This window comes from Lysobacter cavernae, assembly GCF_042648505.1.
GTDB lineage: Bacteria > Pseudomonadota > Gammaproteobacteria > Xanthomonadales > Xanthomonadaceae > Lysobacter_L > Lysobacter_L cavernae.
This window is the reverse complement of sequence record NZ_JBHRXK010000001.1, coordinates 46,345-72,307: the sequence shown is the minus strand read 5'-3', so window position 1 is coordinate 72,307 and position 25,963 is coordinate 46,345. Positions and strand designations below refer to the sequence as shown.

Genomic DNA, 25,963 nt, shown 5'->3' with positions numbered 1-25,963 from the left:
TTCGTTTCAACGCCTTGTTGCGGGTTCTTTCGACCGCCGAACCGCCGCAGTGGACCAGTGGCCCCCTGCGGACGGACGACGTTGCGGGTTACCAGCCGAAACCGACGCCGGCACCGATCGAAGTGTCGTCACTGCTGCTGGCGCCACCGATGGTCACCGTGGCGCGGTCGGAGATCGCCCGCTGGTAGCCGATCGAGACCGCGCTGGCACCGTTCTGGAAGCCGACACCGACGCCGACCCGGTTCTGGGTGCGGATGCCGGCGGCGCTGGTGGCCATGTTCAACATCGCCGCACTCATCGCACCCTGCTGGTCGATGCGCTGGTCCTGCTGGTTGAGCCGTTGATCGATCTGGCCGCTGATGGCGTTGAAGTCGTCGCTGAGCGCGTTGAAACGCGCATCGGTGTAGTCATTGGCACGGGTCAGCGTCTGCGTTGCGGTGGTGTCGGTGTAGGTGTTGGCACGGGTCAGCGTCTGCGTCGCAGTGGTATCGGTGTAGGTGTTGGCCGATGCCAGCGTGGTTACGTCACCGTCTTGCACCTGCTGCACGTTGGCGGCGTCGGTCGGCGCAGTGCCAGCGGCAACGTTCACCACACGGCGTTCGCCACCGACGCTGCCGACCGACACGGTGTTGGCCTGGTCGGCCACCGAGCCACGACCCAGGGCAACGGCGTTGTCGGCGGTCACCGAGGTGCCCTGGCCGATCGCGGTGCCGCTGGCCGCAGTGACGCTGGCATCGGCACCGACGGCGACGGCATTGGTCGCGGCCGCGCTGATCGCGCTGTTGTTGCCCACTGCCACGCTACCGTCGGCATCGACCACCGCGCCGTTGCCGATCGCAGTGTCGTTGGCGTCCTGCGCGTGGCTGCCGTTGCCGATGGCCAGGCCGCTGCCGGTGCCCTTCGCAACACTGCTGGCTACCGTGGCTTCCAGCGTGGCGAGACGGTCATCGAGACCCGCAAAGGCCGAATTGATCGCGTCGAAGGTGGTGCCCACCGAGCTGTAGCTGGAACCGCCGAAGGCGAACGCCGGCACGCTGAACGCGCCGTTGCGGAATTCGGCGCCACCGCCGAAGGCCGAGGCGACTGCGCCGAGGTGGATCAGGCTGTCCGCACCGATACCTGCCAGGACGCTATCCAGTTGCCTCCTGTTGACGGCATCCATGGCATCGACGCCGTCCATCACGTTCGAAATGCGGGTGCCGCTGGAGCCGCCCAGGGTGATGGCGTCCATGGACGCGGCATCATCGTACTTGACTGCAAATGCATCGACATTCGCGATGGTCGAGCCGAGGTTTCCGAGTTCGGTATCGACATCCGTGATGGCGGTGTCGAGCTGTCCCTTGTTGACGGCATCCATGGCATCGACGCCGTCCATCACGTTCGAAATGCGGGTGCCGCTGGAGCCACCCAGGGTGATGGCGTCCATGGACGCGGCATCATCGTACTTGACCGCAAATGCATCGACACTGGCGATGGTCGAGCCGAGGTTTCCGAGTTCGGTATCGACATCCGCGATGGCGGTGTCGAGCTGCCCCTTGTTGACGGCATCCATGACATCGACGCCGTCCATCACATTGGAGATCCGCGTGCCACTGCTACCGCCGAGGGTGACCGCGCCCATGCCGTCGTCGTCATAAAACACGGCCGCCACGGTCGGGTCGCCGCTGAGAATGGCACTGGAAATCGAAGCGTCCATCTGCCGTTTGTTCACCGCGTCGGTGTCTTCGGTGCCGGCGGCGACGTGGATGATCTGGCGCTCGGCGCCCAGGTCGCCCACCGATACGGCGTTGGCACGGTCGGCCACCGAGTACGCGCCGATCGCCACACTGCCGTCTTCCAGGGCCATGCTGTTGTAACCCAGCGCCGCGCTGTCCATACCGACGGCGAAGGCATTGGCGCCGGCCGCAGTGGAGTTGCCACCGGAGGCCATCGCATAGGCGCCGAACGCTGTGTCGTAATCGCCCACCGCCTGGCTGCTGTCGCCATAGGCTGCGGCGGACAGGCCGCTGGCCTGCGCGGCCGCGCCGCTGGCGATGGCGCCGATGCCAGTCGCCATCGCGCCTGTGCCGAACGCCATGGCATTGTCGGCGCCCGAATAAGCGCCGCTGCCGAAGGCAATGGCATTGTTGGTGTCGACGCCGGCAGTCGGGCCGGTGCTGGCGCCGACACCGAAGGCGATGTTGGCCACACCCGCGCCGCCATCGGCAAACGCGCTCTCGCCGATGGCGATGTTCTTGTGCCAGGTCGAGACCGCGCCGCTGCCCAGGGCGATGCTGTCGCGGCCCCAGGCCACGCTGTCCCAACCGATGGCCACGGCCTCGGCCTCGTGGGCAAGGCTGTTGGTACCGATGGCCACGCTGCCGCGGCCGTCTGCATTGGCCATGAAGCCCATCGCTGCCGAACCCGAGATCACGGTCGGATCAAGACTGTTGAACTGGCTGGTGGGCTGAGCGGGGTTGAACTCTGAGTCCCGATCGCCGGTGCTCGCACCCGGGCCGACCGCCGTGTCGTAGTTGCCCCAGGTGTAGGCGCCGCTGCCGAAAGATTGTGAACCAAGACCGGCCGCATAGGCCTTGCCGTATGGGTCGGTCAGGCGACCGGGATTCCGCGGGGCGTTGCCAAAGGCCAGGCCCCAGTCAAGATAGCCGCCGACGGCGGTCGAACTGCTCCCCAGGCCCATCGAGTAATAGCCCATCGCCACGCTGTACTTGCTGTAGGCCACCGACGAATAGCCGAATGCGCTGCCGTAACCGCGGTTGGCCACGGCATTGGCGCCGACCACGGTCGAGTTCTCGTCCAGTTGCCAGGCGCCCAGCGACTGGTAGAAGAAATCGCCGGTCGTCTGTGCGCCGGCGCCGATCACCACGTTGTTGTTGCCGCGCGATTTGGCGTTGTTGCCGATGGCGATCGAATTGACCGCCGCCTCTGGCGAGGTGAAATAAGCAGGGCCGGCGGCCAAGTTGATCGTCTGACCGTAGACACCCTCGACGCTGGCACCAGAGCCCATCGCGATCGAGTTCATGCCGTTGACCTTGGCGTTGGTGCCGATCGCGATCGCGTTGCGCCCCGGCGACTCGACCACGGTCTGCACGGTGGTGACGATGCCGTTGGCATCGGTGGTGGAGGGGGCGTAGCTGCCGCTGACCATGGTGGTCGCGGCATTGGTGCCCATGGCGACCGAGTCATTGCCATTGGTGTTGGCGTTGTTGCCTACGGCGATGCTGTTCTTGCTGCTGCCGGGCGCGACGTCAGGAGTAGTGACGGTGGTGGTCTGGCGCGGCGTGCTGTAGACGGTGGTGGTGACCGTTGAGGCTTGGGCATGGCGGGTCGTGGACTGGTTGCCGATCGCCACGCTGTTGTCGAGGCTGGCTTTCGAGCCTGCGCCAAGCGCGGTCGCGTTGGCGCCGCTGGCCTGCGCCGTCCAGCCCACCGCCGTGGCGGCCGTGCCGGTCGCTTGCGCGGCAGCGCCGAGCGCGGTCGCATTGGCGGCGCTGGCCCAGGTGATCTCGTTTGCATCGATCTGTCCGTCGCCGTCGAGGTCGATCCAGGAACCGACCGCTGTCGCGTTCTTGCCGTCGGCCTTGGTCTCGTCGCCGACCGCAACCGAGCCGTCACCGATGGCCTTGGCATCCGGGCCGCAAGCCAGGGCTTCCGCGCCCGGTGCGGTGCTGTCGACCGGGATCGGCGTGCCGGCATCATCTACCAGCTGGCAATTGACACCCGCGTAGGCCGGCAGCGCCAGGGCGGACAGAAGGGCAACGGTCAAAACGTGGCGTTGCAGTCGTTGAGCGGACGGCTTGAAAGGCATGTCGGTTCTCGGTTGGAGGTGTCAAAGGAACACCCCGGCAGCACATCGCCGCCGCGCATCCCCTGTTCCCTCACCGTGACCACACCGCACCCCCGGGTCATGAAAGCGCCGTTACAGACGCAATCGCACCCATCACATTTCAATGACAAAGCCGCTACAGAGCCATCAATCTTCTGGATTCACGGCGTGTCGAGCGCCAGGTCGATCATTCAGTCGGCCTCGAAGCACGCCAGAGCACCGCAGGCCCAGATGCGGGGCGGCAGCTTTCCGCGCTCGGCTTCATGTGCTTGCACCTGTCGATGTCGAAGCGATGCGCAAAACGAAACAGGGCCCCGTTGCCGGAGCCCTGCGTCGCGTAACAAATTGGCGTCCCCACGGGGATCACTGCTTAACCCCCGACAAGTCCTGCAGCACAGACGCCCCTTCCGCGTTGTGCCGCCTGCGCGTACAAGGCGCTGGCTGGCCGAGAGCGCTTAACCACCGGCTCGATACGGCCTGATACGGTTACGCATCGCCCCTGGCCAGGTGATGCGGATGCCCGCTTGCGATGCACGCTACGACGTGTTGTTCAACGACGGGTCCGGCATGGCCACCGGGCACACCGGCCGCAACTCGGCCGTGATCGACATGGAAGAGGAGCGGCTGCCCGATGACTGGGGCGACCCTGGGCGCCTGATCTGCGCGCACCTGGTCCGCTACTGGTCGCGGCACGCCCGATCGATGACGTACGACCGCACCGCCGGCGGACGCTTTGCGCTGTGGGTCGACGGCACGCCTCGCCGCACCATCGCGAGCCGTCGCTACCTACGCTGGCACGAGCCCGACTTCGACCCGCCCGTGGATTCGGAATACGACGACCCGGCATAGCCCAGGCCGCGGCCACACATCCCTTCTCGATCGAGCATGCCTGGCCGGCATCGGCAGGCGTCGCTGCGTGCCGACGCCGAGCAGTTCAGTCCGCTCGATCAGAGTCAGCGAGCGGGTAGCCCCGCGCCTTTAAGTGGAATTTTTCGGATGCCCACCGGGAACGGGTTACAAAGGTAACCTGGCAAAAGATAAGCAATTTTTCATTTCAATATCAGTCACTTAAATATGTTTATTGAAGGTAACAATAGGGTAACGAACAGGTAATTAGGTAACCTTCGTGAGAGGTAACACGGTCGGCTCTAAAAGCCCTTTTGTTTCAATGCTTTGCAAATTTGTTACCTCGCCAGTAACCCCGGTGTTACCACGTCGGGTTATCGAAAAATCCCTTTTAAATCAGTCTGATGACCATGCCCCGTCCGATCCGATTACCAGTTACCCGTTTCCGATGGGCATCCGAAAAATTCGGCACTGAGCCGCCCTCGCCGGAGGGCCACAGAAGGCCGCCAGAGGCGGCTCGCCTTCGCAGGGTTCCGCAGGCTTTCCGGGTACCCGCGATCGCCATCACGCGCCGCACTGGCGCTGCCCGAGGCCGTGCCGCAGACGTGCAGAAAAAGAGGGGTACATAGCCCGCAGGCGTGGCGGGGGGACGACTGCGCGCGCCAGGGGCAGCCCGGCGCCCGGCGCCGCCGGGCTGCCTGGTCCCGAGCGTCTGAATGGCTCTCAGGCCGCGCCAGCGGCCGCCAGCGCTCGCGCGGTGGGCAGCTGCGCCGGGTGTCAGGCAAAAGAAGAGCCGCCCTGTGGGGCGGCTCGGAAGCGGCTACAGATTGGTGGCGTCGCGGCTACAAGGCGGCCAGGCGCTCGCGCGTCACGTCGGCGTAGTGCTGGGTCATCTCGCAGCCGAGCCAGCGGTAGCCTTCGAGCTCGGCCGCGACCAGCGTGGTGCCGGAGCCGGCGAAGGGATCGAGGATCCGTCCACCTTGCTCGCAGATCCGCACCACCTGGCGCATCAGCTCGGTGGGCTTGCCGGTTATATGCAGCTTGTCTGACTTCAGCACCTTGGCGCGAATCACGCCGGGCAGCACCGGCGCGCGGCGCGACAGCGGCATGGCGCCTTTGCTACCCCACACGATGTATTCCGCCTGCGAGCGGAAGCGGCCGAGCTGCGGCCGCACGCCTTCGGTCTTGTCCCACACGGCCACGCCGCGCCAGGTGAAGCCCGCCGCTTGCAGCGCGTCGGTCGTGAGCGGCAGCTGCCGCCAGTCGGTGAACACGCACACCGGCGCACCATCCTTCAGCAGCCGAGCGCATTCCGACAGCCACAGCACCATCCAGCACAGGTGTGATCGCTGGTCGCGCTCGTCACCGACGAAGTCCGCGTGCAGATCTCTGCTGACGTACTTCTCCGACGGCGCCCGCTGCCTGGCACCGGCATGGACGCCCCCACTGGCGTACGGCGGATCAGTGATCAGCGCGTCGAAACTGCCGGCCTCAAGCGTCGGCAACAACTTCAGGGCGTCGCCCTGCAACAACTGGTTTTGCATCGTGTGAGCCTTCTTCACATCGCTCGCGGCGATCTGACGGGAGGCTCGGGGCCTTCAGGTGATTGAGCGTGCCGCATCGTGGGCACTTGATCTGGATCTCGACGAACTGCGCGGCCTTGGCCAGCAGGCGCGCGCACTCGCCACAACGCAGGGGATGCAGGGTCATGCGCATGGTCAGGTGGTCGCCGGCGGCTCGTACGGACGGAAGCGGATGACCTCCTCGCCCACCAGCTCGTTGAGGCGCGCCAGGCGTGTCTGCAGCGGTTCCAGCTCGTTGGCGGCCCACACCACCGAGGCGTCGCGGATCGAGCCGAAGCCGCCCGCGTTCTGCGGCACGATGCCCATCAGCTGCGGCGGGATCCGCAGCGACGCCAGCATGTCGTCGCGCGTGATGTTCTTGATGCCGCCGAACTCGTCCTTGGCCGCCACCTCGCTGACCGGGATCAGCTGCATGCCGTCCTTCTTCCCGCCTGGCGAATAGACGAACAGGTTGCGGAAGTTACCCGGCCCCTTGGCCTGGCGCATCGCCTGGCGCAGGTTGTCGACGTCGCCTTCCGAGGCCTGCTGGTCGGTCAAGTAGAGGATGAAGCCCGCGTGCGAGCCGTTGTTGTAGTACTTCCTGCGGAACAGCGTGGCCGACTCGTTGAGCAGCGCCGACTGCAGCGCCGACAGCCATTCGGGCAAACCGTAGATCTCCTGATCGACGTCGGCCTCGCGCAGCTGGAGCACCGTGCCTGGCTTGAACTCGTGCTCGTTGTGCCAGCCGCGCACCATGAAGAACGATTCCAGGTCAACGCCACGGCGCATGTATTTCGCCAGGCACGGCTTCAGCGCCATCGTGCTGCCGAGCACCGACTGCCGCTCCTCGACGTACGCCATGCCGAAGGTGGTCCAGTCCAGGGCCAGCTGCTCGAAGGCCTCGCGCGACAGCAGCCGGTGCGGGATGAACGTGCGCGCCAGCATGTTGCGCTTGAAGGTCAGACCCGACTGCAGGAAGACGTTGGAGCGCGTGGTCTTGGCCAGGCCATCGAGCGAGACCGGCGGCTCGTACCAGCGGCCGTTCTGCCAGCACTCGATGTAGTCGAGCAGGCCGCGCGAATCGAGCACGGGCGTGGGCTCGCCGAAGGTAAAGGCCTCGGCGCGCGCAGGCGGCGGCGCCGACGACGAAAGCGGTTCGCCGTTCAACATCACATGATCTCCAAGATGCCGGTGTTGCGGCCGGTCTGGCCTTCCAGCGGTTCGTTGTGCAAAGCGTGGAAGAGCGCCCACGCCAGGTCGGCGTGGCCGGTGTCATCCGTGCGCCCGGCGGTGTAGGTCATCTGGCGGCCGCTGGCCGTCATGGTCTTGCGTATCGCCATCAGCGACTGCGCGACGTCGGTCCAACCTGCGTCGAACTCAAAGCGGCCGTTGTGGATCACGTCATAGGCCTTCAGCACCAGGCGCGTCTTGACCTCGGGCGAGTAGCTGAAGGTGGTCAGGTTCGGGAAGAACTGCTTGACCAGCTGCGCCACGCCGGTGCCCATGCCCGTGGTGTCGATGCCGATGTACGTGACCCAGTAGCGCTGGGTGACCTGGTGGATGAAGCGGGCCTGGGCGGCGAAGTCCATGCCGCGGAACTGGTGGCGCTCCAGCAGCCGGAACTTGCCGCCCGGCGACTGCGGCGGCGCCACCACCACCAGGCCGGCGCTGTCGCCGGTTTCCGACGGGTCATAGCCGATCCAGACCGCGCGATCGCCGAACGGCCGCGCCGCGAAGGGCCGGTAGTCGTTGCCCCAGTCCACCCAACTGTCCACCATGCACGGCTGCAGCATCGCCAGCGGAAAGACGCTGGCGCCGTCGTCGACGAACTCGCACATCAGCAGGTTGGCAAACGCATCCGCGCTGTATTCGTCCCGCAGCTCCTCGATGTCGAACAGGTCGCAGCCGCGCCGCTCGGCGTCCATGATCGTCACGATCTGGCGCCACAGACGGTCCTCGCACAGTCGGCCGCTGGCCAGGGCGTCGTGACTTGCGTCGATCTTCAGGTGCTGCGCCGCGGGCTTGCCCTTGTTGAACCGCTCGCCCGTCCAGAAGCTGTAGGCCTGGTGCGCCATGCTCGACGGCGTGCTGAAGTAGGTCTTTCGCCACTTCTTGTGCATCGCCATGCCCGAGGCGACCTTGTTCAGCTCGTCGAACTTGTAGGTCCAGAAGAACTCGTCGAAGTAGAAGTTGCCGTGATAGCCCTGGGCCGTGCGGGCATTGGTGCCAAGGAAGAACAGCTCGGCGCCGTTCGGCAGCACGATCGGGTCGCCGCTCAGCTCCACGCCGACCACCTCGCGCACGAAGCTCTGGATGTAGCCGCGGAACAAGTACGCCTGGCTCTTGGACGCACTGAGGAAAATCTGATTGCGGCCGGTGGTCAGCGCATCGATCAATGCCTCGCGGGCGAAGTAGTAGGTCGCGCCGATCTGGCGCGACTTCAGGATCACGCGCGTGCGCTGGTTGCCGGCCCGGTACCAGTCGCGCTGGTAGTCGAAGCACCCGTCGAGGAAGGCCTCGGTCAGCTTTTCGACCTGCTCCTCGGTGAACTCGTTGCGCTTGGGCTTCTTCTTCGGCTCGGCGTTGCGGCGCTCGATGTTCGGGTTCAGATCGCCCTCGGTGCCGCCGCCCTGGTAGCGCTGGATCCGGGCCTGCCGTTCCAGCTGGCGGTGCAGCAGGTCGATTTCCTTGTAGTCGCCACCGGACTTCTCCGGCTTCATGATCAGCATCACCAGCCGCGCTTCCAGCGCGCCGCCGATCCGCTCCACGTTGTCCGCGCGGTCCCACTCGTCGCGCGCCTTCCAGCTGTGTAGAGTCTTCTCCTTCTCGCCCGTGGCCTCGGCGATCTCGCAGATCCGCCAGCCCATCCAGTACAGGAACTTCGCCTGGCGGCGGGTATCCATGGGCAGCTGGGCGGCAACGCTATTCATGCGAATAGCCTGCCCAGCGCACTCCCCTGCAAACAGTTTTCGCCTGCGTATCGGCGGCCTTTACATGACGGCCGCGTTGCCGGTGCTTTTGCGCCTGCCGACCATGAAACCTCTAGCGATGCGATCGCATCGACCACGCCTAACGCGCAGAGGACAGCATGTCGGCCAAGACCAAGAAATTCCGCTCCAAGTGGTTCCGTGTCGCCGTCGAGGGTTCGACGTCCGACGGCCGCAAGATCGAGCGCACGTGGTTGTCGCAGATCGCCCAGACCTACAACCCGCTGAAGTACGGCGCCCGCATCTTCGTCGAGCACATCCGCGGCCTGAATCCCGAGTGGGGTTTCCGCTGCATGGGCGACGTGCTCGCGGTCAAGACCGACACGGTGCAGATCGACGGCAAGGATCACCTGGCGCTGTTCGCCCAGATCCAGCCGACCGACGAGATGGTCGCGATGAACAAGGCGGGCCAGAAGATCTACAGCTCGATCGAGGTGGATCCCGACTTCGCCGGCAAGGGCGAGGCCTACCTGGTCGGCCTCGGTGTCACCGACAGCCCGGCCAGCCTCGGCACCGAGATGCTGGCGTTCGCCTCGCAGAACCCCGACGCCAGCCCGCTCAAGGCGCGCAAGCAGTCGCCCCAGAACCTCTTCAGCGTGGCACTGGAGTCGGACATCGAGTTCGAGGAAATCGAGGACAAGCCCGGCGTCATCGACGCGCTGTTCTCGCGCCTGGACGCGCTGCTCAAGCCGAAGCCGGAAGAGACCGCGCCGCCGTCGACGCCTGCCGCCAGCGATTTCTCCAAGATCGGCGAAGCGGTGACGGCCGTGGCCGAGCACGTGCGCCAGCAGGACCAGCGCTTCACCGCGGCCGAGCGTGAGAACACCGAGCTGAAGGCCCAGCTGCAGAAGCTGAGCACCGATTTCGCCGCGCTCAAGTCCCAGTTGGAAGGCACGGCCAGCCACGGCCAGGTACCGCGCCCCCCGGCCACCGGCAACAACAAGGCCGAGCTGACCGACTGCTGAGCCTGTTGCTCCCTGCCCACCTCACTCCATTCCGCCGATATCCCCGGAGCACCCCATGCGTAACGACACCCGCCAGCAGGTCAATGCCTTCACCAACCAGGTCGCCCAACTCAACGGCGTGGCGTCGGCCGCCGCGACCTTCGCCGTCGAACCCACCGTGCAGCAGCGCCTGGAAACCCGCATCCAGGAATCCAGCGAGTTCCTCGGCCAGATCAACGTGCTCGGCGTCGACGAACTCAAGGGCCAGAAGGTCGGCCTGGGCGTGAGCGGCACCATCGCCGGCCGCACCGACACCACCGGTGGCGCCAAGCGCCAGCCGCGCAACGTGGCCGACCTGCAGGGCAACAACTACGAGTGCGCCAAGACTGACTTCGACACCGCGATCCCGTACGCGCTGCTCGACGCCTGGTCGCGCTTCCCGGACTTCCAAGCCCGCCTGCGCGACGCAATCATCAAGCGCCAGGCGCTGGACCGCTTGGTGATCGGCTTCAACGGCACCAGCGCCGCGGCCAACACCAACCGCGCCACCAATCCGCTGCTGCAGGACGTGAACATCGGCTGGCTGCAGCAGTACCGTGCCAATGCGGCGGCGCGCGTGATGAGCGATGCCGGCACCGTCAACGGCAAGGTCACGATCGGCGCCGCGGGCGACTACAAGAACATCGACGCCCTGGTGTACGACGCGGTCAGCTCGCTGATCGACCCGTGGCACCGCAAAGACCCGTCGCTGGTCGTGATCCTCGGCCGCGAGCTGGTGCACGACAAGTATTTCCCGCTGGTCAACAAGGACCAGCCGGCGACCGAGAAACTGGCCACCGACATCATCCTGTCGCAGCGCCGCGCCGGCGGCTTGCCGCTGGCCGAGGTGCCGTACATCCCGGACGGCACGATGCTGATCACCTCGATGAAGAACCTATCGATCTACTGGCAGCTGGGCGGCCGTCGTCGCTACATCAAGGAAGAGCCCGAGTCCAACCAGATCGCGAACTACGAGTCGTCCAACGACGCGTACGTGGTCGAGGACTACGGCCTGGGTTGCGTCGTCCAGAACATCGAAATCCTGCCGTAAGGACTGACAGCCATGGCCGACAGTCCCGCCAAGCGTCACTACAACCGCGTGCTGGCAGCCCAGGAGGCTGCCAGCAAGGCACCGGACCAGCTGATGGCCGGCGCCACCGCCTACGAGCAGCATATGGCGATGCTGCAGCACGACCGCCTGCGCCTTAAGCAAGTGCAGTCCGACCAGGGCAAGGCCGAGCTCAAGCGCCAGATGCTGCCGGCGTACGGCAGCTACGTCGCCGGCGTGATCGAAGGCGGCAACGGCGCCGCCGACGAAGTGGTCACCACCACGATGCTCTGGTGCATCGACGTGACCGACTACAACGCAGCGCTGGAGATCGCTGAGTACGTGCTCAAGCACAACATGGCGATGCCGGACCGCTTCGCGCGTACCACCGGCTGCCTGGTCGCCGAGGAAATCGCCGAGGCGGCCCTGAATGCCCAGCGCACGGGTGCGGTGTTCGACCTGCAGATTCTCGGTCGCGCCGCATATCTGACCGAAGGCCAGGACATGCCGGACGAGGTCCGGGCGAAGCTGCACTTGGCTATCGGCCGCGCAAGCCTGGCTGAGGCGGAGCGAACGGACTCGGAGCTTTCCCTTGACGTGGCTATCGCCAATCTCAAGCGCGCCATCGCCCTGCACAGCAGCTGCGGCGGCAAGAAAGACCTGGAACGCGCCGAGCGCCTGCTGAAGAAACACGCTGCCACGCCCGCCGCCGACAGCGGCTCGGGCACCGACGCCAACGCCGGGAACGGCGACGGCACCACCGGCAGCTAACCGAGCGTCCCACGCAACCCCGCCGGCTCGGGGCCGATCCGCATGGCTCTCTCTCCAATGCGGTGACGCCCCGACCACCGGCGACCTAAGGGCCAGTCATGAGCGGATTCATCGCCAACGGAACCGCCGGCGTCGAGGCGGCGATCGACAACGACGGCTTCTGGCCGTCGATCGATCCCGCCGCCCTGCGCCAGCGCATCCGGCTGGACGGCAGCATCGCGGCCGAGCGGCTGCGCGCCGCCATCGTCGCCGCGGTGATGGCCGTTAACGATGAACTGGCCGCGTGGAAAGCACGGCAAGAGGCGGCCGGGTACGCCTACCTGCAGGCCGTGCCCGCCGCCGGCGTCGACGGCAAGACGCGCCAGGAACAGCTCTACCTGCGCGCGGTGTCCTGCGCCACCGCCGCCGAGGTGGCCGAGCGCTACCGCTCCTACGACACCACCGCGGCCGGCAACCAGCGGGCGGACGATCTGACCCCAAGCATCGACGAACTGCGCCGCGACCAGCGCTGGGCGATCCGCGACTTCCTGGGCACGCCGCGCATGACCGTGGAGCTGATCTGATGCGGGTCTACGCGCACCAGGGCGACACGCTCGACGCGCTGTGCTGGCGCTACCTCGGCCGCACCGCCGGCCTGGTCGAGAAGGCCTTCGAACTCAACCCGGGCCTGTGCGAGCACGGCCCGGTGCTGCCCCACGGCACGTCCGTGGATCTTCCCGAAATCACTGCCACGCCCGCCGCCGCCACGCGGGCGTTGGTACAGCTGTGGGACTGACCTAATGGCCGAACCGACTTCCCTTTCCAGTGCTGCAACCCTCGCCGCCGGCGTGGGCCTGGCCGCAGTGCTGCCCGGCATCGACGGCAATGCACTGATCGGCGCATTCGCCGGCGCCACGTTGTTCGTGGTGTCGGCCAAGTCGCTGCCGCTCTGGCAGCGGCTGGTCTACCTGCTGATCAGCGTGGTGGCCGGCTACCTGGCAGCGCCCGACATCGTGCGCTGGATGCCGATCCGCTCCACCGGCGTCGCGGCGTTCATCGCGGCGGCGGTCGGCATCACGGTCACGCTGGCCCTGATCGAGAAGAGCCGCGCCTTCGACTTGAGCTGGCTTCGCCGCGGAGGGCCGCCGAATGCATAGCGCCGTCACCGTGTTGACGCTGGTCGCCTGCGTCGCCATCTGCGTGCGGTTGCTGACCTACCAGCGCGGACCAGACACCACGCACCGCGTCGGCGTCGGCTTGTGCGCTTGGCTGCTGATCGTCTGCACCGGCGGCCAGGCCATCCACATCGCGCTGGTCGGCGCCGCCGCGCGCGCAAGCCCGTGGCAGCTGGGCGTGCTCGCGGTGCTGGCCGTGTTGACCTACCGCGCCCGGGGGAACGTGGCGCGCATCTTGAGGGTGAATTGATGATCACGGACGCGCAGCTGGTGAAGCTGATGCAGTGCCCTGCCAAGCGGGCGGAACGCTGGCGACCTGCGCTGGCGACAGCCATGCGCCGCTTCGGCATCAATACGCCGCGCCGCGCGGCCCACTTCCTGGCACAGGTCGGCCACGAAAGTCTGAGCCTGTCGCGCGTCGAGGAAAGCCTGAGCTACAGCCTGCCGCGGCTGCTGGAGGTGTTCGGCCACCGTATCCCGACCCACTCGGCCAGCCTGTTCGTGCGCCAGCCGGAGAAGCTAGGCAACTACGTCTACGCCGACCGCAACGGCAACGGCAACGTGGCCAGCAGCGACGGCTACCGCTACCGCGGCCGTGGTCCGATGCAGCACACCGGGCGCGGCAACTATCGGCGTGTCGGCGAGCTGATCGGCGCCCCGCTGGAAGAGCAGCCGGCGCTGCTGCTGGAGGTTGACGCCGGTGCCATGGCCGCAGCAGCGTACTGGCGCGACAGCGGCCTCAACGCGCTGGCCGACACCGGCGACGTGCTGATGGTCAGCCGCAAGATCAACCTCGGCTCGCCGACGTCGAAGCGGACACCGGAAGGTCTGAGCGATCGGATCGCCCGCACGCACCGCGCCCTCGCCGCCCTGGGGACCAGCTGATGTCCGCCCGCGCCATCCTCACCGTGATCGTTCTGGCGCTGATGCTCGCCATCGGCTTCGGTGCCGCCTTCCAGCAGAGCCGGATCGGCGCCGCCAAGGCCGAGAAAGCCAAGGCCGAACGGCAGCTGCGCGACATGACGGCGGAACGCGACACCGCACGCCAGGAGCGCGACGCGGCACGCAGCAACGTCCGCGTGGTCACCCAGTACGTCGATCGCGTGCAAGTGGTGCGCGTGGCCGGCGCCACCATCACCAAGGAGATCCCGGTCTATGTCACCCCGAAAGCTGACGCCGCTTGCGCTATTCCTGCTGGCTTCGTGCGCATCCACGACGCCGCCGCCGCCAACGCCCCCCCGCAACCCGCCGCCGGAGATCCTGATGCGCCGGCCGCCGGCGTTACGCTCTCTGCCGTCGCCGACACCGTCGCCGACAACTACACCTCTTGCCACGCCCTCCGCGAACAAGTGATCGGCCTGCAGGCTTACATCCGGTCGCTGCCATCGGGTGCGCAACCGTGATCAAGCCCGACAGCCTGCGCGCGCACATCACGACCGCGGTGCCGGAGCTGGCGCGTGATCCCGACCGGCTGCTGATCTTCATCGAGCGTGGCAGCCTGGTGGCGACCTACGCCCCCGGGCTATCGTTCGAGTACCGATACACCCTGAGCCTGATCGTGACCGACTTCGCCGGCCATCCCGATGCGGTCATGGTGCCGCTGCTGGTGTGGCTGTCCCGGCACCAGCCCGAACTGCTGGCCAACCCGGATCGGCGCGAGCAGATCGGCTTCGAGGCCGAACTGCTGGCCAACGACAAGGTCGATCTGGAGATCAAGGTTCCGCTGACCGAGCGCGTGGGCGTGCACCCGCGCGACGGCGGCGGCTACGACATCGAGCACTACCCCGAGCCCGAGCTCGAGGTCGCGTTCCCGCCCGGGCGCTGGGACGTGTACCTCAAGGGCGAGTGGATCGGCGGCTGGGACTCGCCGTAGGGGACGCCGTGGACGATCTGCAGCAGCTGGAGACCTGGGTCGCGCCGTTGCTGGCGAAGCTGCAGCCGGGCGCGCGGCGCGCCCTGGCGCGCAAGGTGGGCATCGCATTACGACGCAGCCAACACCAGCGCGTCGGCGAGCAGCGCAACCCGGACGGCAGCGCGTTTCTGCCGCGCAAGCGAACGCTCAAGGCTGGGCGCATCAAGAGTCGCAAGCTCAAGATGTTCCGGCGCATCGCCAAGACCGACTACCTCAAGGCCCAGGCCACCGAGCATGACGTGACTGTCGGCTTCTACGGGCGCATCGCGCGCATCGCTCGCGTACACCAGGAAGGCCTGGCCGACCGCGTGAGCCGAGGTGGCCCGACCGTGCGGTACGAGCGTCGCCAGCTGCTCGGCTTCACCGACGTCGACCTGCGCATGATCAGCGACCTGCTGATCGAACACCTCGCGCGATGACGCCCGAAGATCGCGGTCTGTTGGCACGCGGGTTACAGCGCGAGCGCGTTGCTGCGAATCGTGGCGGACGGCGAACCTGACTCCATCCCGCGACCGGCCACGCCATGTCCACGTTCACCGCCGTCGATCTCTCGCGGTTGCCCGCGCCCGCCATCGTCGAGCCGATCGACTACGAGGTCATCCTGGCCGACATGGTGGCCGACCTGCGCGCCCGCGACCCGCAGTTCACCGCGCTGGCTGAGTCCGAGCCCGCATACAAGCTGCTGGAAGTGGCGGCCTATCGCGAAATGCAGGTTCGCCAGCGCTGTAACGAAGCCGCGCGGGCGGTGATGCTCGCCTACGCCGGCGGCGCGGATCTCGACCAGCTGGGCGCGCTGCTGGGCGTGACGCGCCTGCAGCTGGACCCGGGCAATCCCGCGCAGTCAATTCCGCCGACGTTGGAGAGCGACCTGGAGTTCCGACGCCGCATCCAGCTGGCGCCCGAAGGCTTCAGCGTCGCCGGCCCCGAGGGCGCGTACATCTTTCACGCGCTCAGCGCCGATCCCGGCGTGCTCGATGCGTCCGCGACCAGCCCGACGCCTGGCGAAGTCGTGGTGACCGTGCTCGCCCGCGCCGGCGACGGCACCGCCAGCGTGGCGCTGGTCAACGCCGTGGCGACCAAGCTCGCCGACGACGCGGTGCGGCCGTTGACCGATCACGTCACCGTACAGGCCGCGACGATCGTTCCCTACGCGCTCAACGCCACCGTGTATACCTACGCCGGCCCCGACTCGGCGCTGGTACTGGCCGAATCGCAGCGCCGCCTGGAGCGCTACGTGGAGGAGTCGCACCGCCTGGGCCGCGACGTCCCGCTGTCGGGCATCTACTCCGTGCTGCATTCCGAGGGCGTGCAGCGCGTGGAAATCACCTCGCCGGCGGCTGGCCTGGTGATCGACCGTACCCAGGCATCCTGGTGCAGCAGCATCACCATCGTCGCCGGCGGCGTGGATGAGTAGCCTGCTGCCGCGCAACTCGGTGCCAGCCGAACGCGCGATCGAAGCCGCAACCGCGCGCATCGGCGACGTGCCAACGCCGCTACGAGACTTGTGGAACCCGGATACCTGCCCCACGGATATGCTGCCGTGGTTGGCCTGGGCGCTGTCGATCGACGGCTGGAAGCCGTACTGGCCCGAGCACGTGAAGCGGGCTCGTATTCGCATGGCACTCGATATCCAGCGCCGCAAGGGCACCGCCCAGAGCGTTCGCCAGGTGGTTGCCGCATTCGGCGGCTTCGTGCAGCTGCGCGAGTGGTGGCAACTGGACCCACGCGGCCCACCGCACACCTTCGAGATGGTGCTGACGCTGTCCGGCGAAGGCGGCGAAACAGCAACCGCGCAGTACGTCGACGACGTCATCGGCGAAGTGTCCCGAACCAAGCCGGTGCGCTCGCATTTCACTTTCACCCAGGGCCTGCAGGGGATCGGCGGCGTCGGGATCGGCGCCGGCGCCCGCGCGGCGGTGTACCGCCGCCTGCAGTTCCAGGCCATCGAACCCTAGGAGCGCCCGTGAGCGGACTTCAGATCAACGTAACCCCCGCCGGCCGCGCCGCGATCGTCAACGCGGAGAACACCGGCACCGCGCCCGTGCGGATCGCCCAGATCGGCGTCACGTCGTCCGGTGCCGGCTTGGTCGACGGCGCACTGTCCGGCGAGCTGAAACGTCTGTCGACGTTTGCCGGCTCGGCGGTGGCCGACGACACCGTCCACGTCACCATCCGCGACGACGGCGGGGACGTCTACACCCTGCGCGGATTCGCGCTCTACCTCCAGGACGGCACGCTGTTCGCCTGGTACGCGCAGGCCGGCGTGATCCTGGAAAAGTCGGCGCAAGCGATGCTGCTGCTGGCGGCCGACGTCCGCTTCGTGCAGATCGACGCCACGAGCCTGACCTTTGGCGACACCAACTGGATCAATCCACCCGCGACCACCGCCGTGCAAGGCGTGGTCGAGCTGGCGGACAGCGTCGAATCGATCGACGGTCTCGACGGCACGCGCGCCATGACGCCGGCGGGCGCGAAGGCCCTGCTTGACGCCCGTTTCGGCGCTGGCGCACCGAGCGCTTTCGTCAAGGGCCTGCTGACCCTGGCCACGGCCGCGCTGATGCGAACCGCCATCGGCCTGGGCAACGCCGCCACACGTAACGAAGGGCACAACAACGGCCTCGATGCGGACCTGCTGGACGGTCAGCACGGCACCTATTACCTGTCCTGGGCGAACCTCACTGGCAAACCGGCCACGTTCGCCCCGAGCGCGCACACGCACGTCTGGGCCGACATCATCAACCCGCCGGCAACGTCGACCCGCTGGCCGGACTGGCTCGAGGTGACCGGGAGGCCAGCCGCGTTCCCGCCCAGCGCGCACACACACGCAGCCGCTGACATCACTTCCGGAACGCTTGCCAATGCCCGAGTTTCGCAATCCAGCGTCACCCAGCATCAAGGTGCACTCAGCATTGCGTGGACGCAGCTCACCGGGGCGCCGGCGGTATGGCACTCCGGCAACTTCGATCCTGCGACCAAAGCGACACTCGGCGCCTATGCCAACTTCGATAAAGTCGATGCTGTCGGGGTGACAGCGTCCCTGACGCACTCAGGCGGTTATTTCACTGTGCGGCCATACGGAGGCCTGCACGACGACGGTGGCCGCATGGAAGGCTACTACTCTGGGAGCGGCGGCAGGCGCAGGTTCACTGCTTACGCCAGGGATCCAAACAACGCAGCTTCGCCATTAGATTTTGATACCTCCGGCACGTTTTACTCGGCGGGGAACCCCGTTTGGCACTCTGGAAACTTCAACCCCGAAACGAAAGCTAACGTCGCGTCTCCGGGATTTACCGGCACCGTCACCGTCAACGGAAACGGGGTCTGGCACGCTGGAAACTTCAATCCTGCCAGCAAGGCCAATCTCAGCGGAGCAAACTTCACTGGCCCCGTCACGATGCCGACCATGCAGGCGACGTCGTCCGATGCCCGGCTGAAAACCGATATCAGTGACCTGCGCGATTGTCTTGAAACAGTGCGCCGCTTCCGCCCGCGCCGGTACAAGATGATCGCGGATGGAAGCGATGACGTCGGCTGGATTGCGCAGGAACACCGCAAAGTGCTGCCGCAGGCAGTCCATGAGGGGGACGACGGGATGTTGTTTGTTCGCTACGGCAAGGCCGAGCCGTATCTCGCTGGTGCGATCATCGCGCTGGCCGATCGGCTCGATGCCTTGATCGAGCGCGTCGAAGCCATGGATCGAGGTCGCTGAGCCATGCCGACTGGCATATCGACCACGCTCAACGGCACTACGATCAACGGCGTCACCTACTACGGCGCCGTCGACCTGGACACCGTATTCCACCTGCGCAACGGGCAGGCACCGGCGGCGAACGTCGGCATCGCCAGCCCGAGCGGACGCGACATGTCCGACTGGTTCGTGCCGCTGACAGCGGGCGGCACCCAGCTTGAGGTCGACACCGGTATCCGCACCGGTGCTGGCGCCGGTGTCGATCTGCGCACCCTCTACGCCAAGGCGGGGACGATCGGAACGCCGGGCGGTGGCGGTGGCGGAGGCGGTAGCGGCGGCTGTCTGCCGTTCGAAACGCCGGTGCTGCTATGGGAACAGGGCACCAAGCCGCTGGGCGAGATCCGCCCCGGCGACGTTGTGATTGGCTACTACGTCGACGGCCTGGCCGACGAATCCTCGCCCGGCTGGGAGGCCTGGACGATGCCGCGCGAGCGTGTCGCATCCGGCACGTTGATCCCGGTCACCGTGGTCACGACCATGGTCAGCGAGTACCCCCGCCACTACCTGGTCAATGGCGCGCTGCGCGCGACGTACGAGCACACGTTCCTGGTCCTGCGCGGCGCGGAATGGGGTTGGCAGCGCGCCGAGCACCTGCGCCCTGGCGATGCGTTCCTGTCGGAAGATCTGGGCGAGGTCGCGATCGAGTCCGTCGAACTGGTCGAACACCCGATGCGCGTGGCCAACATCAACGTCGAGGAGGTCGACAACTTCCTGTTCGTGGCGTTCGACGGGCTCTCGATCCTGAGCCACAATCCGACCGACAAGAACTGACGCGCCGCCGCTCCGTGTAGATGGCGGCACTACACCTCCAAGTCCATGTGCACGCGCGAGCACGGCCACACCATGGTGGCATGGACCAGGTTTCCGAACTCCAGCGCCAGCTCGGCAATGCGATCCGCCTCGGCACCGTCGCCGAGGTGGATCTTGCCGCAGCGCGTTGCCGCATCGACACCGGCGACATCAAGACCGACTTTGTGCCGTGGTTCGTACCTCGTGCCGGCCAGACCATCGAGTGGTCGGCGCCGGTCGCCGGCGAGCAGGGCGTGCTGCTCTGCCCGGGCGGCGACACCCACGGCGCGGTGTTCCTGCGTGGCGTCTATTCCGATGCGTTCCCCGCGCCTGGCAACGCCGCGGCCAAGCACCTGGTCCGCTTCCCCGATGCCGCCCTGGTCGAGTACGACCACGTCGCGCATGCGCTGAAGGCGGCGCTCCCCAGCGGCGGCACTGCCGAGATCACGGCCGATGGCGGCGTGACCATCAACGGCCCGCTGACCGTCAACGGCGATACCGAGATCAACGGCCACACGCAGGTCAACGGCGACGCCGACGTGAGCGGCACCGCGACCGTGCAAACCGACGTCATCGGCGGCGGCGTCAGCCTCAAGAACCACAAGACCACTGGCGTCATGGCCGGCGGCGCCCTGTCGGGTCCGCCGCAATGAGGGGGATGGACGCCAACACCGGCCGCGCGCTCGATGGCGTCGACCACCTGCGCCAGTCGATCGCCGACATCCTCACCACGCCCATCGGCACCCGCGTCATGCGTCGCGACTACGGCTCACTGATTCCCGAGCTGATCGACCAGCCGTTCAACGGCGCCACCCGCATGAAGCTGTACGGCGCCACCGCGACCGCGCTGATGCGCTGGGAACGTCGCATCCGCCTGACCCGCATCGAGCTGGTGCCCGGCGCCGAACCGGGCGCCTACACGCTCGGCCTCGAAGGCCGCCGCACCGACGCGGCGCCGACCAACGAGTACACCCGCCTGACCATCCCGCTCCGCAGCCGCTTCATCTGATCCCCAGGAGAGCCCGCCATGCCCGATTACCACCACGGCGTCCGCGTCATCGAAATCAACCAGGGCACGCGCCCGATCCGCACCGTATCGACGGCGGTGGTCGGCGTGGTGTGCACCTCCAGCGACGCCGACGTTGCGACGTTCCCGCTCAACAAACCCGTGCTGCTGACTGACTTGCGCGCCGCGATCGCCAAGGCCGGCATCAACGGCACCCTGAAGCCCACGCTGCAGGCCATCGCCGACCAGTCGGATCCGCTCACCATCGTGGTGCGCGTGGAAACCGGCGCCGACGACGCCGCCACCACCACCAACGTGATCGGTGCGAGCACCGGCGCCACCTACACCGGCATGCAGGCGCTGCTCGCCGCGCAGAGCCAGCTGGGCGTAAAGCCGCGCATCCTCGCCTGCCCCGGCGTCGATACGCAGCCCGTCTCCGCGGCGCTGGCCAGCGTCGCCAAGAAGCTGCGCGCCATGGCCTATGTCAGCGCCGCCGCCAGCGCCGACAAGGAGGCTGCGGTGCTGTACCGCGACAACTTCGCGGCCCGTGAGCTGATGGTCATCTGGCCGGACTTCATGGGCTGGGACACCACCACCAGTACCTCCAAGCCGGCCTACGCCACCGCCCGCGCGGTCGGCCTGCGCGCGAAGATCGACCAGGAACACGGCTGGCACAAGACGCTGTCCAACATCGCCGTCGACGGCGTGACCGGCATCTCGCGCGACGTGCACTGGGATCTACAGGACCCGACCACCGACGCAGGTGTCCTCAACGCTGGCGACGTGACCACCCTGGTCAACGCCAACGGTTTCCGCTTCTGGGGCTCGCGCACCTGCAGCGACGACCCGTTGTTCGCCTTCGAGTCGGCCACGCGCACCGCGCAGGTGCTGGCCGACACCATCGCCGAGGCGCTGCTGTGGGCGGTCGACAAGCCCATGCACCCATCGTTGGTGAAGGACATCGTCGAGTCGATCAACGCCAAGTTCCGCTCGCTCAAGACCGATGGCTACGTCATCGACGCCAGCGCCTGGTACGACGAGACCGTCAACACTACGGCCACGCTCGCCGCCGGCGAACTGCACATCGACTACGACTACACGCCGGTGCCGCCGCTGGAAAACCTGACCCTGCGCCAGCGCATCACCGACCGCTACCTGGCCGACTTCGCCAGCCGCGTCACCGGCTGATCGCCCACCACTGCCTGATACCCGGAGACGCCCATGGCACTGCCCCGCAAACTGAAGCACCTCAACCTGTTCGGCGATGGCGAGAGCTATCTCGGCCAAGTCGTCGAGGTGAAGCTGCCCACGCTGACCCGCTCGATGGAGGACTACCGCGGCGGCGGCATGAGCGGCCCGGTCAAGATCGACAACGGCCAGGAGGCCATCGAGCTGGAATCCAAGTTCGGCGGCCTGATGCGCTCGATCCTGCGCCAGTACGGCATCGCCCGACACGACGGCGTGCAGCTGCGTTTCGCCGGCTCCTACCAGCGTGACGACACCGGCGCCGTCGATGCGGTCGAGGTGGTAGTGCGCGGCCGCCATTCGGAGATCGACGCCGGTACCGCCAAGTCCGGCGACGACACCGAGTTCACCGTCAAGACCGCATGCAGCTACTACAAGCTCGCGATCAACGGCGTGACCGAGGTCGAGATCGACCTGGTCAACATGATCGAGAACGTCGGCGGCGTGGATCGCCTCGCCGAGCACCGCCGCGCGATCGGCGTGTGATTCCCCTTCGCCCGGGGAGCGCCCCGGGCTTCGCCCTTGGCCCGGGGAGAACTCCGGGCCTCCCTTTCCCCTGAGAGAGACCCCATGACCGGCAAGACTGAGAAGGCCATCGAGGCCGCCAAGCCGCAGCTTCCGACCACTGCCACCATCACCCTGGACACGCCCATCGTCCGCGGCGAGCAGAAGATCGAGTCCATCACCCTGCGCAAGCCCACCGCCGGCGAGCTGCGCGGCATCGCCCTGGCCGACCTGCTCAAGCTCGACGTGGGCGCGCTGCACGTGCTGCTGCCGCGCATCACCGCGCCGACGCTGACCGCCCAGGACGTGGGCCAGCTCGACCTGGTCGACCTGGTCGCCATCGGCAGCGAGATCGTGAGTTTTTTCATGAGTCGGGCGGATCGGGCGGCGCTCTCCCTCGCCGCGTAGAGGACGCCATGGCCGACATCGCCGCCGTCTTCCACTGGCCGCCGGCGGCGATGCAGGACATGTCCCTGCCCGAACTGATGGAGTGGCGCGAGCGCGCCCGTGAACGCAGCGGAGCCGACTGAATGCTAACCTCGCCCCATGGAAGACTTCCTGATCGGCTCCGCGCTGGTGATCACCCTGATCGTGTTCCTGCTGATGCTGGCGGGAACGGCGCTCATGCTCGGCCAGCTGTTCGCGGGCGCCACACAGCGGCTCACGCGGCGCATGCCCACCGCCGCGGATCGCAAGATCGCGCGCCTGCTCGCGGAACCCGACCCGACCCGGCGCTGATCCGGCCAGCCGCCCCCAGCCAGGGGGCGCGCTGACATGGCCGGCAACAACCTCAAACTGCAGGTGCTGCTGAGCGCGATCGATCGCGCGTCCGGCCCGCTCAAGCGCATCATGGGCGGCAGCAGCGCCGCCACCAAGGCGCTGCGATCCGCCCAGTCCGAACTCAAGCGCCTGGACGGCGCGCAGCGTGACATCACCGGCTTCCGCAAGCTGGAGTCGCAGCTGGGCTCGACGTCGAATCAGCTGGTGCAGGCGCAGCGCGAGCTGCGCCGGCTTGGCATCGAGGTCAACGCCGCCGAGACGCCCAGCAAGAAGCTGACCGCAGCGCTCAAGAAGCAAGGCGAAGCCGTCGCCCGTCTGCGCGAGCTGGAAAGCCGCCAACGCGCCACGCTGGCCGGTTCGCGGCAAGCGCTCGAAGCGGCCGGCATCAGCACCTCGCGCCTGGCTGTGCACGAACGCCAGCTGCAGACCGACATCGCCGCGGCCAACCGCGCGATCGATACGCAGAAAGGGAAGCTGGGCAAGCTCGCCGCCGCCCAGGCCAAGATGCAGCGCCTGCACTCGGCCGGCATGAAGGTCGCCGCGCACGGCGCTGGCGCCGTCATTGGCGGCGGTGCAGTGGTCGCCCAGGCCGCAAACCAGATGCAACCCGCGGTGGACTTCGAGTCGCGCATGCGCGACATCTCGATCACCGGCGGATTCTCGCGCGAGCAGGAGGCCATCCTCGGCGCGCAGGTGCGTGCGGATGCGAAGCGCTGGGGGCAGTTCACCGACGTCATCAGCGACGGCCTGGGCGTACTGGTGGCCAACGGCATTTCGTCGTCCAGCGACCTGGCCTATTACTCCGGCCTGCTGTCAAAGAGCAGCGTTGCCACCGGCGCCGAAATGCAGGATCTCGGCAGCCTGGTCGTCACGCTGCAGAAGAACCTGGGCATCGCCAAGGAAGGCGTCGGTGGCGCGCTCGACAGCATGGCCTACGCCGGCAAGCAAGGCTCGTTCGAGCTGCGCGACATGGCCAGGTGGATGCCTAAGCTGACGCCGATGATGACGGCACTGGGCGTAACCGGCCGCACCGCCGTCGACGAGTTGGGTGCCGCCCTGCAGGTCGCGCGCCTGGGCGCCGGCGACTCGGATGAGGCCGCCAACAACCTGCGCAACTACCTCACCAAGCTAACCTCGCCCGACACCATCAAGGACTTCGACAAGGCCGGCATCGACCTCAAGACACGCCTGCTGGAACTGCAGGCGCAAGGCATCTCGCCGCTGCAGGGCTCGTTGCAGCTCATCACCGAGTACATGGGCAAGAAGGGCCCCGAGGCCACACGCAAACTGCAGCAGGCCATGGCCCTTAAGGACAACGAGCAGAGGCAGGCGGCGCTGGAACAGCTGGCGTCGGCCTACGCGCTTGGCGCCCTGTTCCAGGACGCCCAGGCGATGGCGTTCGTGCGGCCGGCGCTCACCAACGGCGGCAAGCTGGCCAGCATCCAGCAGGGCGCGGGGAGCGCCAGCGGCGGCATCAACGCCGACTGGGCCGCGCGCATGGATACCGGGCAGAAACAGATCGACCAGTTCAACATTCGCCTGCAGGAACTCAAGCTCAAGGCCGGCGCGATGCTGCTGCCCACCCTCGAGCAGCTGGCGAAGACGGCCGGCGGTTTCCTCGACCGGATTGGCGGCTTCGCCGAGCGGCATCCGGTGCTCGCCGCCGGCCTGCTGAAGGTGGCGATCGCCGGCGCCGCGCTGATCGCCGCGCTGGGCGGGCTACTGGTCATCGGCGGCACCACCGCCATGATGATCGGCAACATCATCAACGTGGTCGCACTGCTGACCGGCGGCACGGGATTCGCCGGCCTGCTCGCGAACGTGGGCAAGCTCGCGAGACCACTGATCGGCCTGGGCGGCCGCATCCTGCCGCTGGTCGCCACCGCCATCCGCATGGTCGGCATGGCGGTCATCGCCAACCCCATCGCCGCAGTGCTGATGCTGCTCGCCGGCATCGGCTACCTGATCTACCGCAACTGGGGGACCATCGGCCCCATGCTCGCCGGCATCTGGGAGAGCATCACGATCTATGCCCGGCAAGCGTGGGATGGGCTCAAGGGCATCGTCGTTGGCGCATGGAACGGCGTGCTGGGCTTCCTCGGCGGCTTGTGGACGCGCTTCCAGGCCATCGGCGGCCAGCTGATGCAAGGCCTGGTCAACGGCCTGCTCGGCGGCCTCAAGGCCGTTGGCGACACCATCACCAGCATCGGCGGCAAGGTGGTCGATTGGTTCAAGGGCAAGCTCGGCATCCACAGCCCGTCGCGCGTGTTCGCCCAGTTGGGTGGCTACACCATGGACGGCCTCGCCGGCGGCCTGCAGCGCGGTCAGAGCGCGCCGCTGCGCCAGATCGATTCGCTGGGCCAGCGCATGAAGCAAGCCGGCGCAGGCCTCGCTATCGCGGCCGCGGCGGCACCGGCAGCGGCCATCGACAACCGAGCGCCGATCACGGCGGCGTCCGCCGCGCCGGTCGCCGCCGGCAACACGTACCACATCACGATCAATGCGGCGGCGGGCGCGCCGGCACAGGACATCGCGACGCTGGTGCGCCTCGAGCTCGAACGCATCGAGCGCGAAAAGGGCGCGCGCACCCGCTCGCGCCTCGGCGACTACGACTGAGGGCCGTGGCGATGAGGGAAGAAATCGTTGGCGTGATGCGTTCAAGTGGCGATCACGCGATGGCGACCTGGCGAATCGCGCGGCGGCTGGGGAAGCCAACTCGAAGCGTTCGCGCCGAGCTTTGTCACATGGAGCGAGATGGCATCGTGAGTAAGTACCTGCCCTGGTCAACGGCCAACAACAGCG

28 protein-coding genes and 2 pseudogenes are annotated in these 25,963 nt (G+C 67.2%); 24 read left to right on the top strand and 6 right to left on the bottom strand.

Annotation, left to right across the window (positions count from 1 at the left end; all coding sequences use genetic code 11):
• Positions 1–88 precede the first annotated feature (88 nt).
• Both ACFOLC_RS16190 and ACFOLC_RS00415 read right to left on the bottom strand, forming a co-directional pair.
• Positions 89–916 (bottom strand): annotated as a pseudogene (locus ACFOLC_RS16190) (YadA family autotransporter adhesin); the annotation flags it as partial.
• A 204-nt stretch (positions 917–1,120) separates the two neighbouring features.
• Positions 1,121–3,808, bottom strand: a pseudogene (locus ACFOLC_RS00415) (hypothetical protein); the annotation flags it as partial.
• Positions 3,809–4,342: 534 nt separating this feature from the next.
• On the opposite strand from ACFOLC_RS00415, the gene ACFOLC_RS00410 reads away from it, so the two are divergent.
• The gene (locus tag ACFOLC_RS00410) at positions 4,343–4,675 is read left to right on the top strand and encodes a hypothetical protein (RefSeq protein WP_386756706.1); all 333 of its coding nucleotides are present in this window, start codon (positions 4,343–4,345) and stop codon (positions 4,673–4,675) included.
• Positions 4,676–5,514: 839 nt separating this feature from the next.
• Here ACFOLC_RS00410 and ACFOLC_RS00405 read toward each other — a convergent pair.
• The 4 genes from ACFOLC_RS00405 to ACFOLC_RS00390 are packed head-to-tail and all read right to left on the bottom strand — an operon-like array spanning position 5,515 to position 9,164.
• Positions 5,515–6,216, bottom strand: a complete 702-nt coding sequence (locus tag ACFOLC_RS00405; RefSeq protein WP_386756705.1) for a DNA-methyltransferase — start codon at positions 6,214–6,216, stop codon at positions 5,515–5,517.
• Positions 6,164–6,382, bottom strand: coding sequence for a Com family DNA-binding transcriptional regulator (locus ACFOLC_RS00400; RefSeq protein ID WP_386756704.1), 219 nt, complete (start codon positions 6,380–6,382; stop codon positions 6,164–6,166). Before ACFOLC_RS00400 ends, ACFOLC_RS00405 begins: the two co-directional genes overlap by 53 nt.
• 8 nt (positions 6,383–6,390) lie before the next feature.
• The gene (locus ACFOLC_RS00395; protein ID WP_386756703.1) at positions 6,391–7,404 is read right to left on the bottom strand and encodes a phage portal protein; all 1,014 of its coding nucleotides are present in this window, start codon (positions 7,402–7,404) and stop codon (positions 6,391–6,393) included.
• Positions 7,404–9,164 carry a terminase ATPase subunit family protein gene (locus ACFOLC_RS00390; RefSeq protein ID WP_386756702.1) on the bottom strand — a complete coding sequence of 587 codons (1,761 nt, stop codon included), beginning with the start codon at positions 9,162–9,164 and terminating at the stop codon, positions 7,404–7,406. Before ACFOLC_RS00390 ends, ACFOLC_RS00395 begins: the two co-directional genes overlap by 1 nt.
• 158 nt (positions 9,165–9,322) lie before the next feature.
• Here ACFOLC_RS00390 and ACFOLC_RS00385 point away from each other — a divergent pair, with 158 nt between their 5' ends.
• From ACFOLC_RS00385 to ACFOLC_RS00275, 23 genes are all read left to right on the top strand, one after another.
• A complete protein-coding gene (locus tag ACFOLC_RS00385) occupies positions 9,323–10,186 on the top strand; it encodes a GPO family capsid scaffolding protein (RefSeq protein WP_386756701.1) in 864 nt (287 codons plus the stop codon).
• A 55-nt stretch (positions 10,187–10,241) separates the two neighbouring features.
• Positions 10,242–11,255 carry a phage major capsid protein, P2 family gene (locus ACFOLC_RS00380; RefSeq protein ID WP_386756700.1) on the top strand — a complete coding sequence of 338 codons (1,014 nt, stop codon included), beginning with the start codon at positions 10,242–10,244 and terminating at the stop codon, positions 11,253–11,255.
• 12 nt (positions 11,256–11,267) lie between these two features.
• Positions 11,268–12,023, top strand: a complete 756-nt coding sequence (gene gpM / locus ACFOLC_RS00375; RefSeq protein WP_386756698.1) for a phage terminase small subunit — start codon at positions 11,268–11,270, stop codon at positions 12,021–12,023.
• A 98-nt stretch (positions 12,024–12,121) separates the two neighbouring features.
• Positions 12,122–12,586, top strand: a complete 465-nt coding sequence (locus tag ACFOLC_RS00370; RefSeq protein ID WP_386756697.1) for a head completion/stabilization protein — start codon at positions 12,122–12,124, stop codon at positions 12,584–12,586.
• Positions 12,586–12,798 carry a tail protein X gene (locus ACFOLC_RS00365; protein ID WP_386756696.1) on the top strand — a complete coding sequence of 71 codons (213 nt, stop codon included), beginning with the start codon at positions 12,586–12,588 and terminating at the stop codon, positions 12,796–12,798. Before ACFOLC_RS00370 ends, ACFOLC_RS00365 begins: the two co-directional genes overlap by 1 nt.
• 4 nt (positions 12,799–12,802) lie before the next feature.
• The gene (locus ACFOLC_RS00360) at positions 12,803–13,159 is read left to right on the top strand and encodes a putative holin (RefSeq protein WP_386756695.1); all 357 of its coding nucleotides are present in this window, start codon (positions 12,803–12,805) and stop codon (positions 13,157–13,159) included.
• Positions 13,152–13,427 carry a phage holin family protein gene (locus ACFOLC_RS00355; protein WP_386756693.1) on the top strand — a complete coding sequence of 92 codons (276 nt, stop codon included), beginning with the start codon at positions 13,152–13,154 and terminating at the stop codon, positions 13,425–13,427. The genes ACFOLC_RS00360 and ACFOLC_RS00355 overlap by 8 nt, the downstream gene beginning before the upstream one ends.
• Positions 13,427–14,062 (top strand): glycoside hydrolase family 19 protein, encoded by a 636-nt coding sequence (locus tag ACFOLC_RS00350; protein WP_386756692.1) that lies wholly within the window; start codon positions 13,427–13,429, stop codon positions 14,060–14,062. Before ACFOLC_RS00355 ends, ACFOLC_RS00350 begins: the two co-directional genes overlap by 1 nt.
• Positions 14,062–14,580 (top strand): hypothetical protein, encoded by a 519-nt coding sequence (locus ACFOLC_RS00345; protein ID WP_386756691.1) that lies wholly within the window; start codon positions 14,062–14,064, stop codon positions 14,578–14,580. Before ACFOLC_RS00350 ends, ACFOLC_RS00345 begins: the two co-directional genes overlap by 1 nt.
• Positions 14,577–15,050, top strand: a complete 474-nt coding sequence (locus ACFOLC_RS00340) for a phage tail protein (RefSeq protein ID WP_386756690.1) — start codon at positions 14,577–14,579, stop codon at positions 15,048–15,050. The genes ACFOLC_RS00345 and ACFOLC_RS00340 overlap by 4 nt, the downstream gene beginning before the upstream one ends.
• An 8-nt stretch (positions 15,051–15,058) precedes the next feature.
• Positions 15,059–15,508 carry a phage virion morphogenesis protein gene (locus ACFOLC_RS00335; protein WP_386756689.1) on the top strand — a complete coding sequence of 150 codons (450 nt, stop codon included), beginning with the start codon at positions 15,059–15,061 and terminating at the stop codon, positions 15,506–15,508.
• A 104-nt stretch (positions 15,509–15,612) separates the two neighbouring features.
• Positions 15,613–16,503, top strand: coding sequence for a baseplate assembly protein (locus tag ACFOLC_RS00330; RefSeq protein ID WP_386756688.1), 891 nt, complete (start codon positions 15,613–15,615; stop codon positions 16,501–16,503).
• Entirely contained in the window at positions 16,496–17,044 is a 549-nt protein-coding gene (locus ACFOLC_RS00325) for a phage tail protein I (protein WP_386756687.1), read from the top strand. Before ACFOLC_RS00330 ends, ACFOLC_RS00325 begins: the two co-directional genes overlap by 8 nt.
• A gap of 8 nt (positions 17,045–17,052) precedes the next feature.
• Positions 17,053–18,798 (top strand): tail fiber domain-containing protein, encoded by a 1,746-nt coding sequence (locus ACFOLC_RS00320; RefSeq protein WP_386756686.1) that lies wholly within the window; start codon positions 17,053–17,055, stop codon positions 18,796–18,798.
• A 3-nt stretch (positions 18,799–18,801) separates the two neighbouring features.
• Complete coding sequence (locus tag ACFOLC_RS00315) at positions 18,802–19,608, top strand: Hint domain-containing protein (protein WP_386756685.1); 807 nt, start codon at positions 18,802–18,804, stop codon at positions 19,606–19,608.
• Between the two features lie 80 nt (positions 19,609–19,688).
• On the top strand, positions 19,689–20,279 hold the full coding sequence (locus ACFOLC_RS00310) for a phage baseplate assembly protein V (protein WP_386756684.1): 591 nt from the start codon (positions 19,689–19,691) through the stop codon (positions 20,277–20,279).
• Positions 20,276–20,635: a GPW/gp25 family protein gene (locus tag ACFOLC_RS00305; RefSeq protein WP_386756683.1), complete on the top strand. Its 360-nt coding sequence runs from the start codon at positions 20,276–20,278 to the stop codon at positions 20,633–20,635. The genes ACFOLC_RS00310 and ACFOLC_RS00305 overlap by 4 nt, the downstream gene beginning before the upstream one ends.
• Before the next feature lie 18 nt (positions 20,636–20,653).
• Positions 20,654–21,820, top strand: a complete 1,167-nt coding sequence (locus ACFOLC_RS00300; protein ID WP_386756682.1) for a phage tail sheath protein — start codon at positions 20,654–20,656, stop codon at positions 21,818–21,820.
• 33 nt (positions 21,821–21,853) lie between these two features.
• Positions 21,854–22,363 (top strand): phage major tail tube protein, encoded by a 510-nt coding sequence (locus tag ACFOLC_RS00295; RefSeq protein WP_386756681.1) that lies wholly within the window; start codon positions 21,854–21,856, stop codon positions 22,361–22,363.
• An 84-nt stretch (positions 22,364–22,447) separates the two neighbouring features.
• The gene (locus ACFOLC_RS00290) at positions 22,448–22,789 is read left to right on the top strand and encodes a phage tail assembly protein (protein WP_386756680.1); all 342 of its coding nucleotides are present in this window, start codon (positions 22,448–22,450) and stop codon (positions 22,787–22,789) included.
• Between the two features lie 8 nt (positions 22,790–22,797).
• Positions 22,798–22,911 (top strand): GpE family phage tail protein, encoded by a 114-nt coding sequence (locus ACFOLC_RS00285; RefSeq protein WP_386756679.1) that lies wholly within the window; start codon positions 22,798–22,800, stop codon positions 22,909–22,911.
• A gap of 16 nt (positions 22,912–22,927) precedes the next feature.
• Entirely contained in the window at positions 22,928–23,119 is a 192-nt protein-coding gene (locus tag ACFOLC_RS00280; protein ID WP_386756677.1) for a hypothetical protein, read from the top strand.
• A gap of 36 nt (positions 23,120–23,155) precedes the next feature.
• Entirely contained in the window at positions 23,156–25,777 is a 2,622-nt protein-coding gene (locus ACFOLC_RS00275; RefSeq protein ID WP_386756676.1) for a phage tail tape measure protein, read from the top strand.
• Positions 25,778–25,963: the final 186 nt, after the last annotated feature.

Coding starts and splice junctions, on each gene's coding strand:
- ACFOLC_RS00305 (WP_386756683.1), top strand. CDS start 20,276: ATGAGGGGGATGGACGCCAACACCGGCCGCGCGCTCGATGGCGTCGAC.
- ACFOLC_RS00400 (WP_386756704.1), bottom strand. CDS start 6,382: ATGACCCTGCATCCCCTGCGTTGTGGCGAGTGCGCGCGCCTGCTGGCC.
- ACFOLC_RS00345 (WP_386756691.1), top strand. CDS start 14,062: ATGTCCGCCCGCGCCATCCTCACCGTGATCGTTCTGGCGCTGATGCTC.
- gpM (WP_386756698.1), top strand. CDS start 11,268: ATGGCCGACAGTCCCGCCAAGCGTCACTACAACCGCGTGCTGGCAGCC.
- ACFOLC_RS00330 (WP_386756688.1), top strand. CDS start 15,613: ATGTCCACGTTCACCGCCGTCGATCTCTCGCGGTTGCCCGCGCCCGCC.
- ACFOLC_RS00380 (WP_386756700.1), top strand. CDS start 10,242: ATGCGTAACGACACCCGCCAGCAGGTCAATGCCTTCACCAACCAGGTC.
- ACFOLC_RS00310 (WP_386756684.1), top strand. CDS start 19,689: ATGGACCAGGTTTCCGAACTCCAGCGCCAGCTCGGCAATGCGATCCGC.
- ACFOLC_RS00290 (WP_386756680.1), top strand. CDS start 22,448: ATGACCGGCAAGACTGAGAAGGCCATCGAGGCCGCCAAGCCGCAGCTT.
- ACFOLC_RS00360 (WP_386756695.1), top strand. CDS start 12,803: ATGGCCGAACCGACTTCCCTTTCCAGTGCTGCAACCCTCGCCGCCGGC.
- ACFOLC_RS00410 (WP_386756706.1), top strand. CDS start 4,343: ATGCCCGCTTGCGATGCACGCTACGACGTGTTGTTCAACGACGGGTCC.
- ACFOLC_RS00315 (WP_386756685.1), top strand. CDS start 18,802: ATGCCGACTGGCATATCGACCACGCTCAACGGCACTACGATCAACGGC.
- ACFOLC_RS00285 (WP_386756679.1), top strand. CDS start 22,798: ATGGCCGACATCGCCGCCGTCTTCCACTGGCCGCCGGCGGCGATGCAG.
- ACFOLC_RS00405 (WP_386756705.1), bottom strand. CDS start 6,216: ATGCAAAACCAGTTGTTGCAGGGCGACGCCCTGAAGTTGTTGCCGACG.
- ACFOLC_RS00355 (WP_386756693.1), top strand. CDS start 13,152: ATGCATAGCGCCGTCACCGTGTTGACGCTGGTCGCCTGCGTCGCCATC.
- ACFOLC_RS00280 (WP_386756677.1), top strand. CDS start 22,928: ATGGAAGACTTCCTGATCGGCTCCGCGCTGGTGATCACCCTGATCGTG.
- ACFOLC_RS00395 (WP_386756703.1), bottom strand. CDS start 7,404: ATGTTGAACGGCGAACCGCTTTCGTCGTCGGCGCCGCCGCCTGCGCGC.
- ACFOLC_RS00370 (WP_386756697.1), top strand. CDS start 12,122: ATGAGCGGATTCATCGCCAACGGAACCGCCGGCGTCGAGGCGGCGATC.
- ACFOLC_RS00350 (WP_386756692.1), top strand. CDS start 13,427: ATGATCACGGACGCGCAGCTGGTGAAGCTGATGCAGTGCCCTGCCAAG.
- ACFOLC_RS00390 (WP_386756702.1), bottom strand. CDS start 9,164: ATGAATAGCGTTGCCGCCCAGCTGCCCATGGATACCCGCCGCCAGGCG.
- ACFOLC_RS00385 (WP_386756701.1), top strand. CDS start 9,323: ATGTCGGCCAAGACCAAGAAATTCCGCTCCAAGTGGTTCCGTGTCGCC.
- ACFOLC_RS00325 (WP_386756687.1), top strand. CDS start 16,496: ATGAGTAGCCTGCTGCCGCGCAACTCGGTGCCAGCCGAACGCGCGATC.
- ACFOLC_RS00365 (WP_386756696.1), top strand. CDS start 12,586: ATGCGGGTCTACGCGCACCAGGGCGACACGCTCGACGCGCTGTGCTGG.
- ACFOLC_RS00300 (WP_386756682.1), top strand. CDS start 20,654: ATGCCCGATTACCACCACGGCGTCCGCGTCATCGAAATCAACCAGGGC.
- ACFOLC_RS00275 (WP_386756676.1), top strand. CDS start 23,156: ATGGCCGGCAACAACCTCAAACTGCAGGTGCTGCTGAGCGCGATCGAT.
- ACFOLC_RS00295 (WP_386756681.1), top strand. CDS start 21,854: ATGGCACTGCCCCGCAAACTGAAGCACCTCAACCTGTTCGGCGATGGC.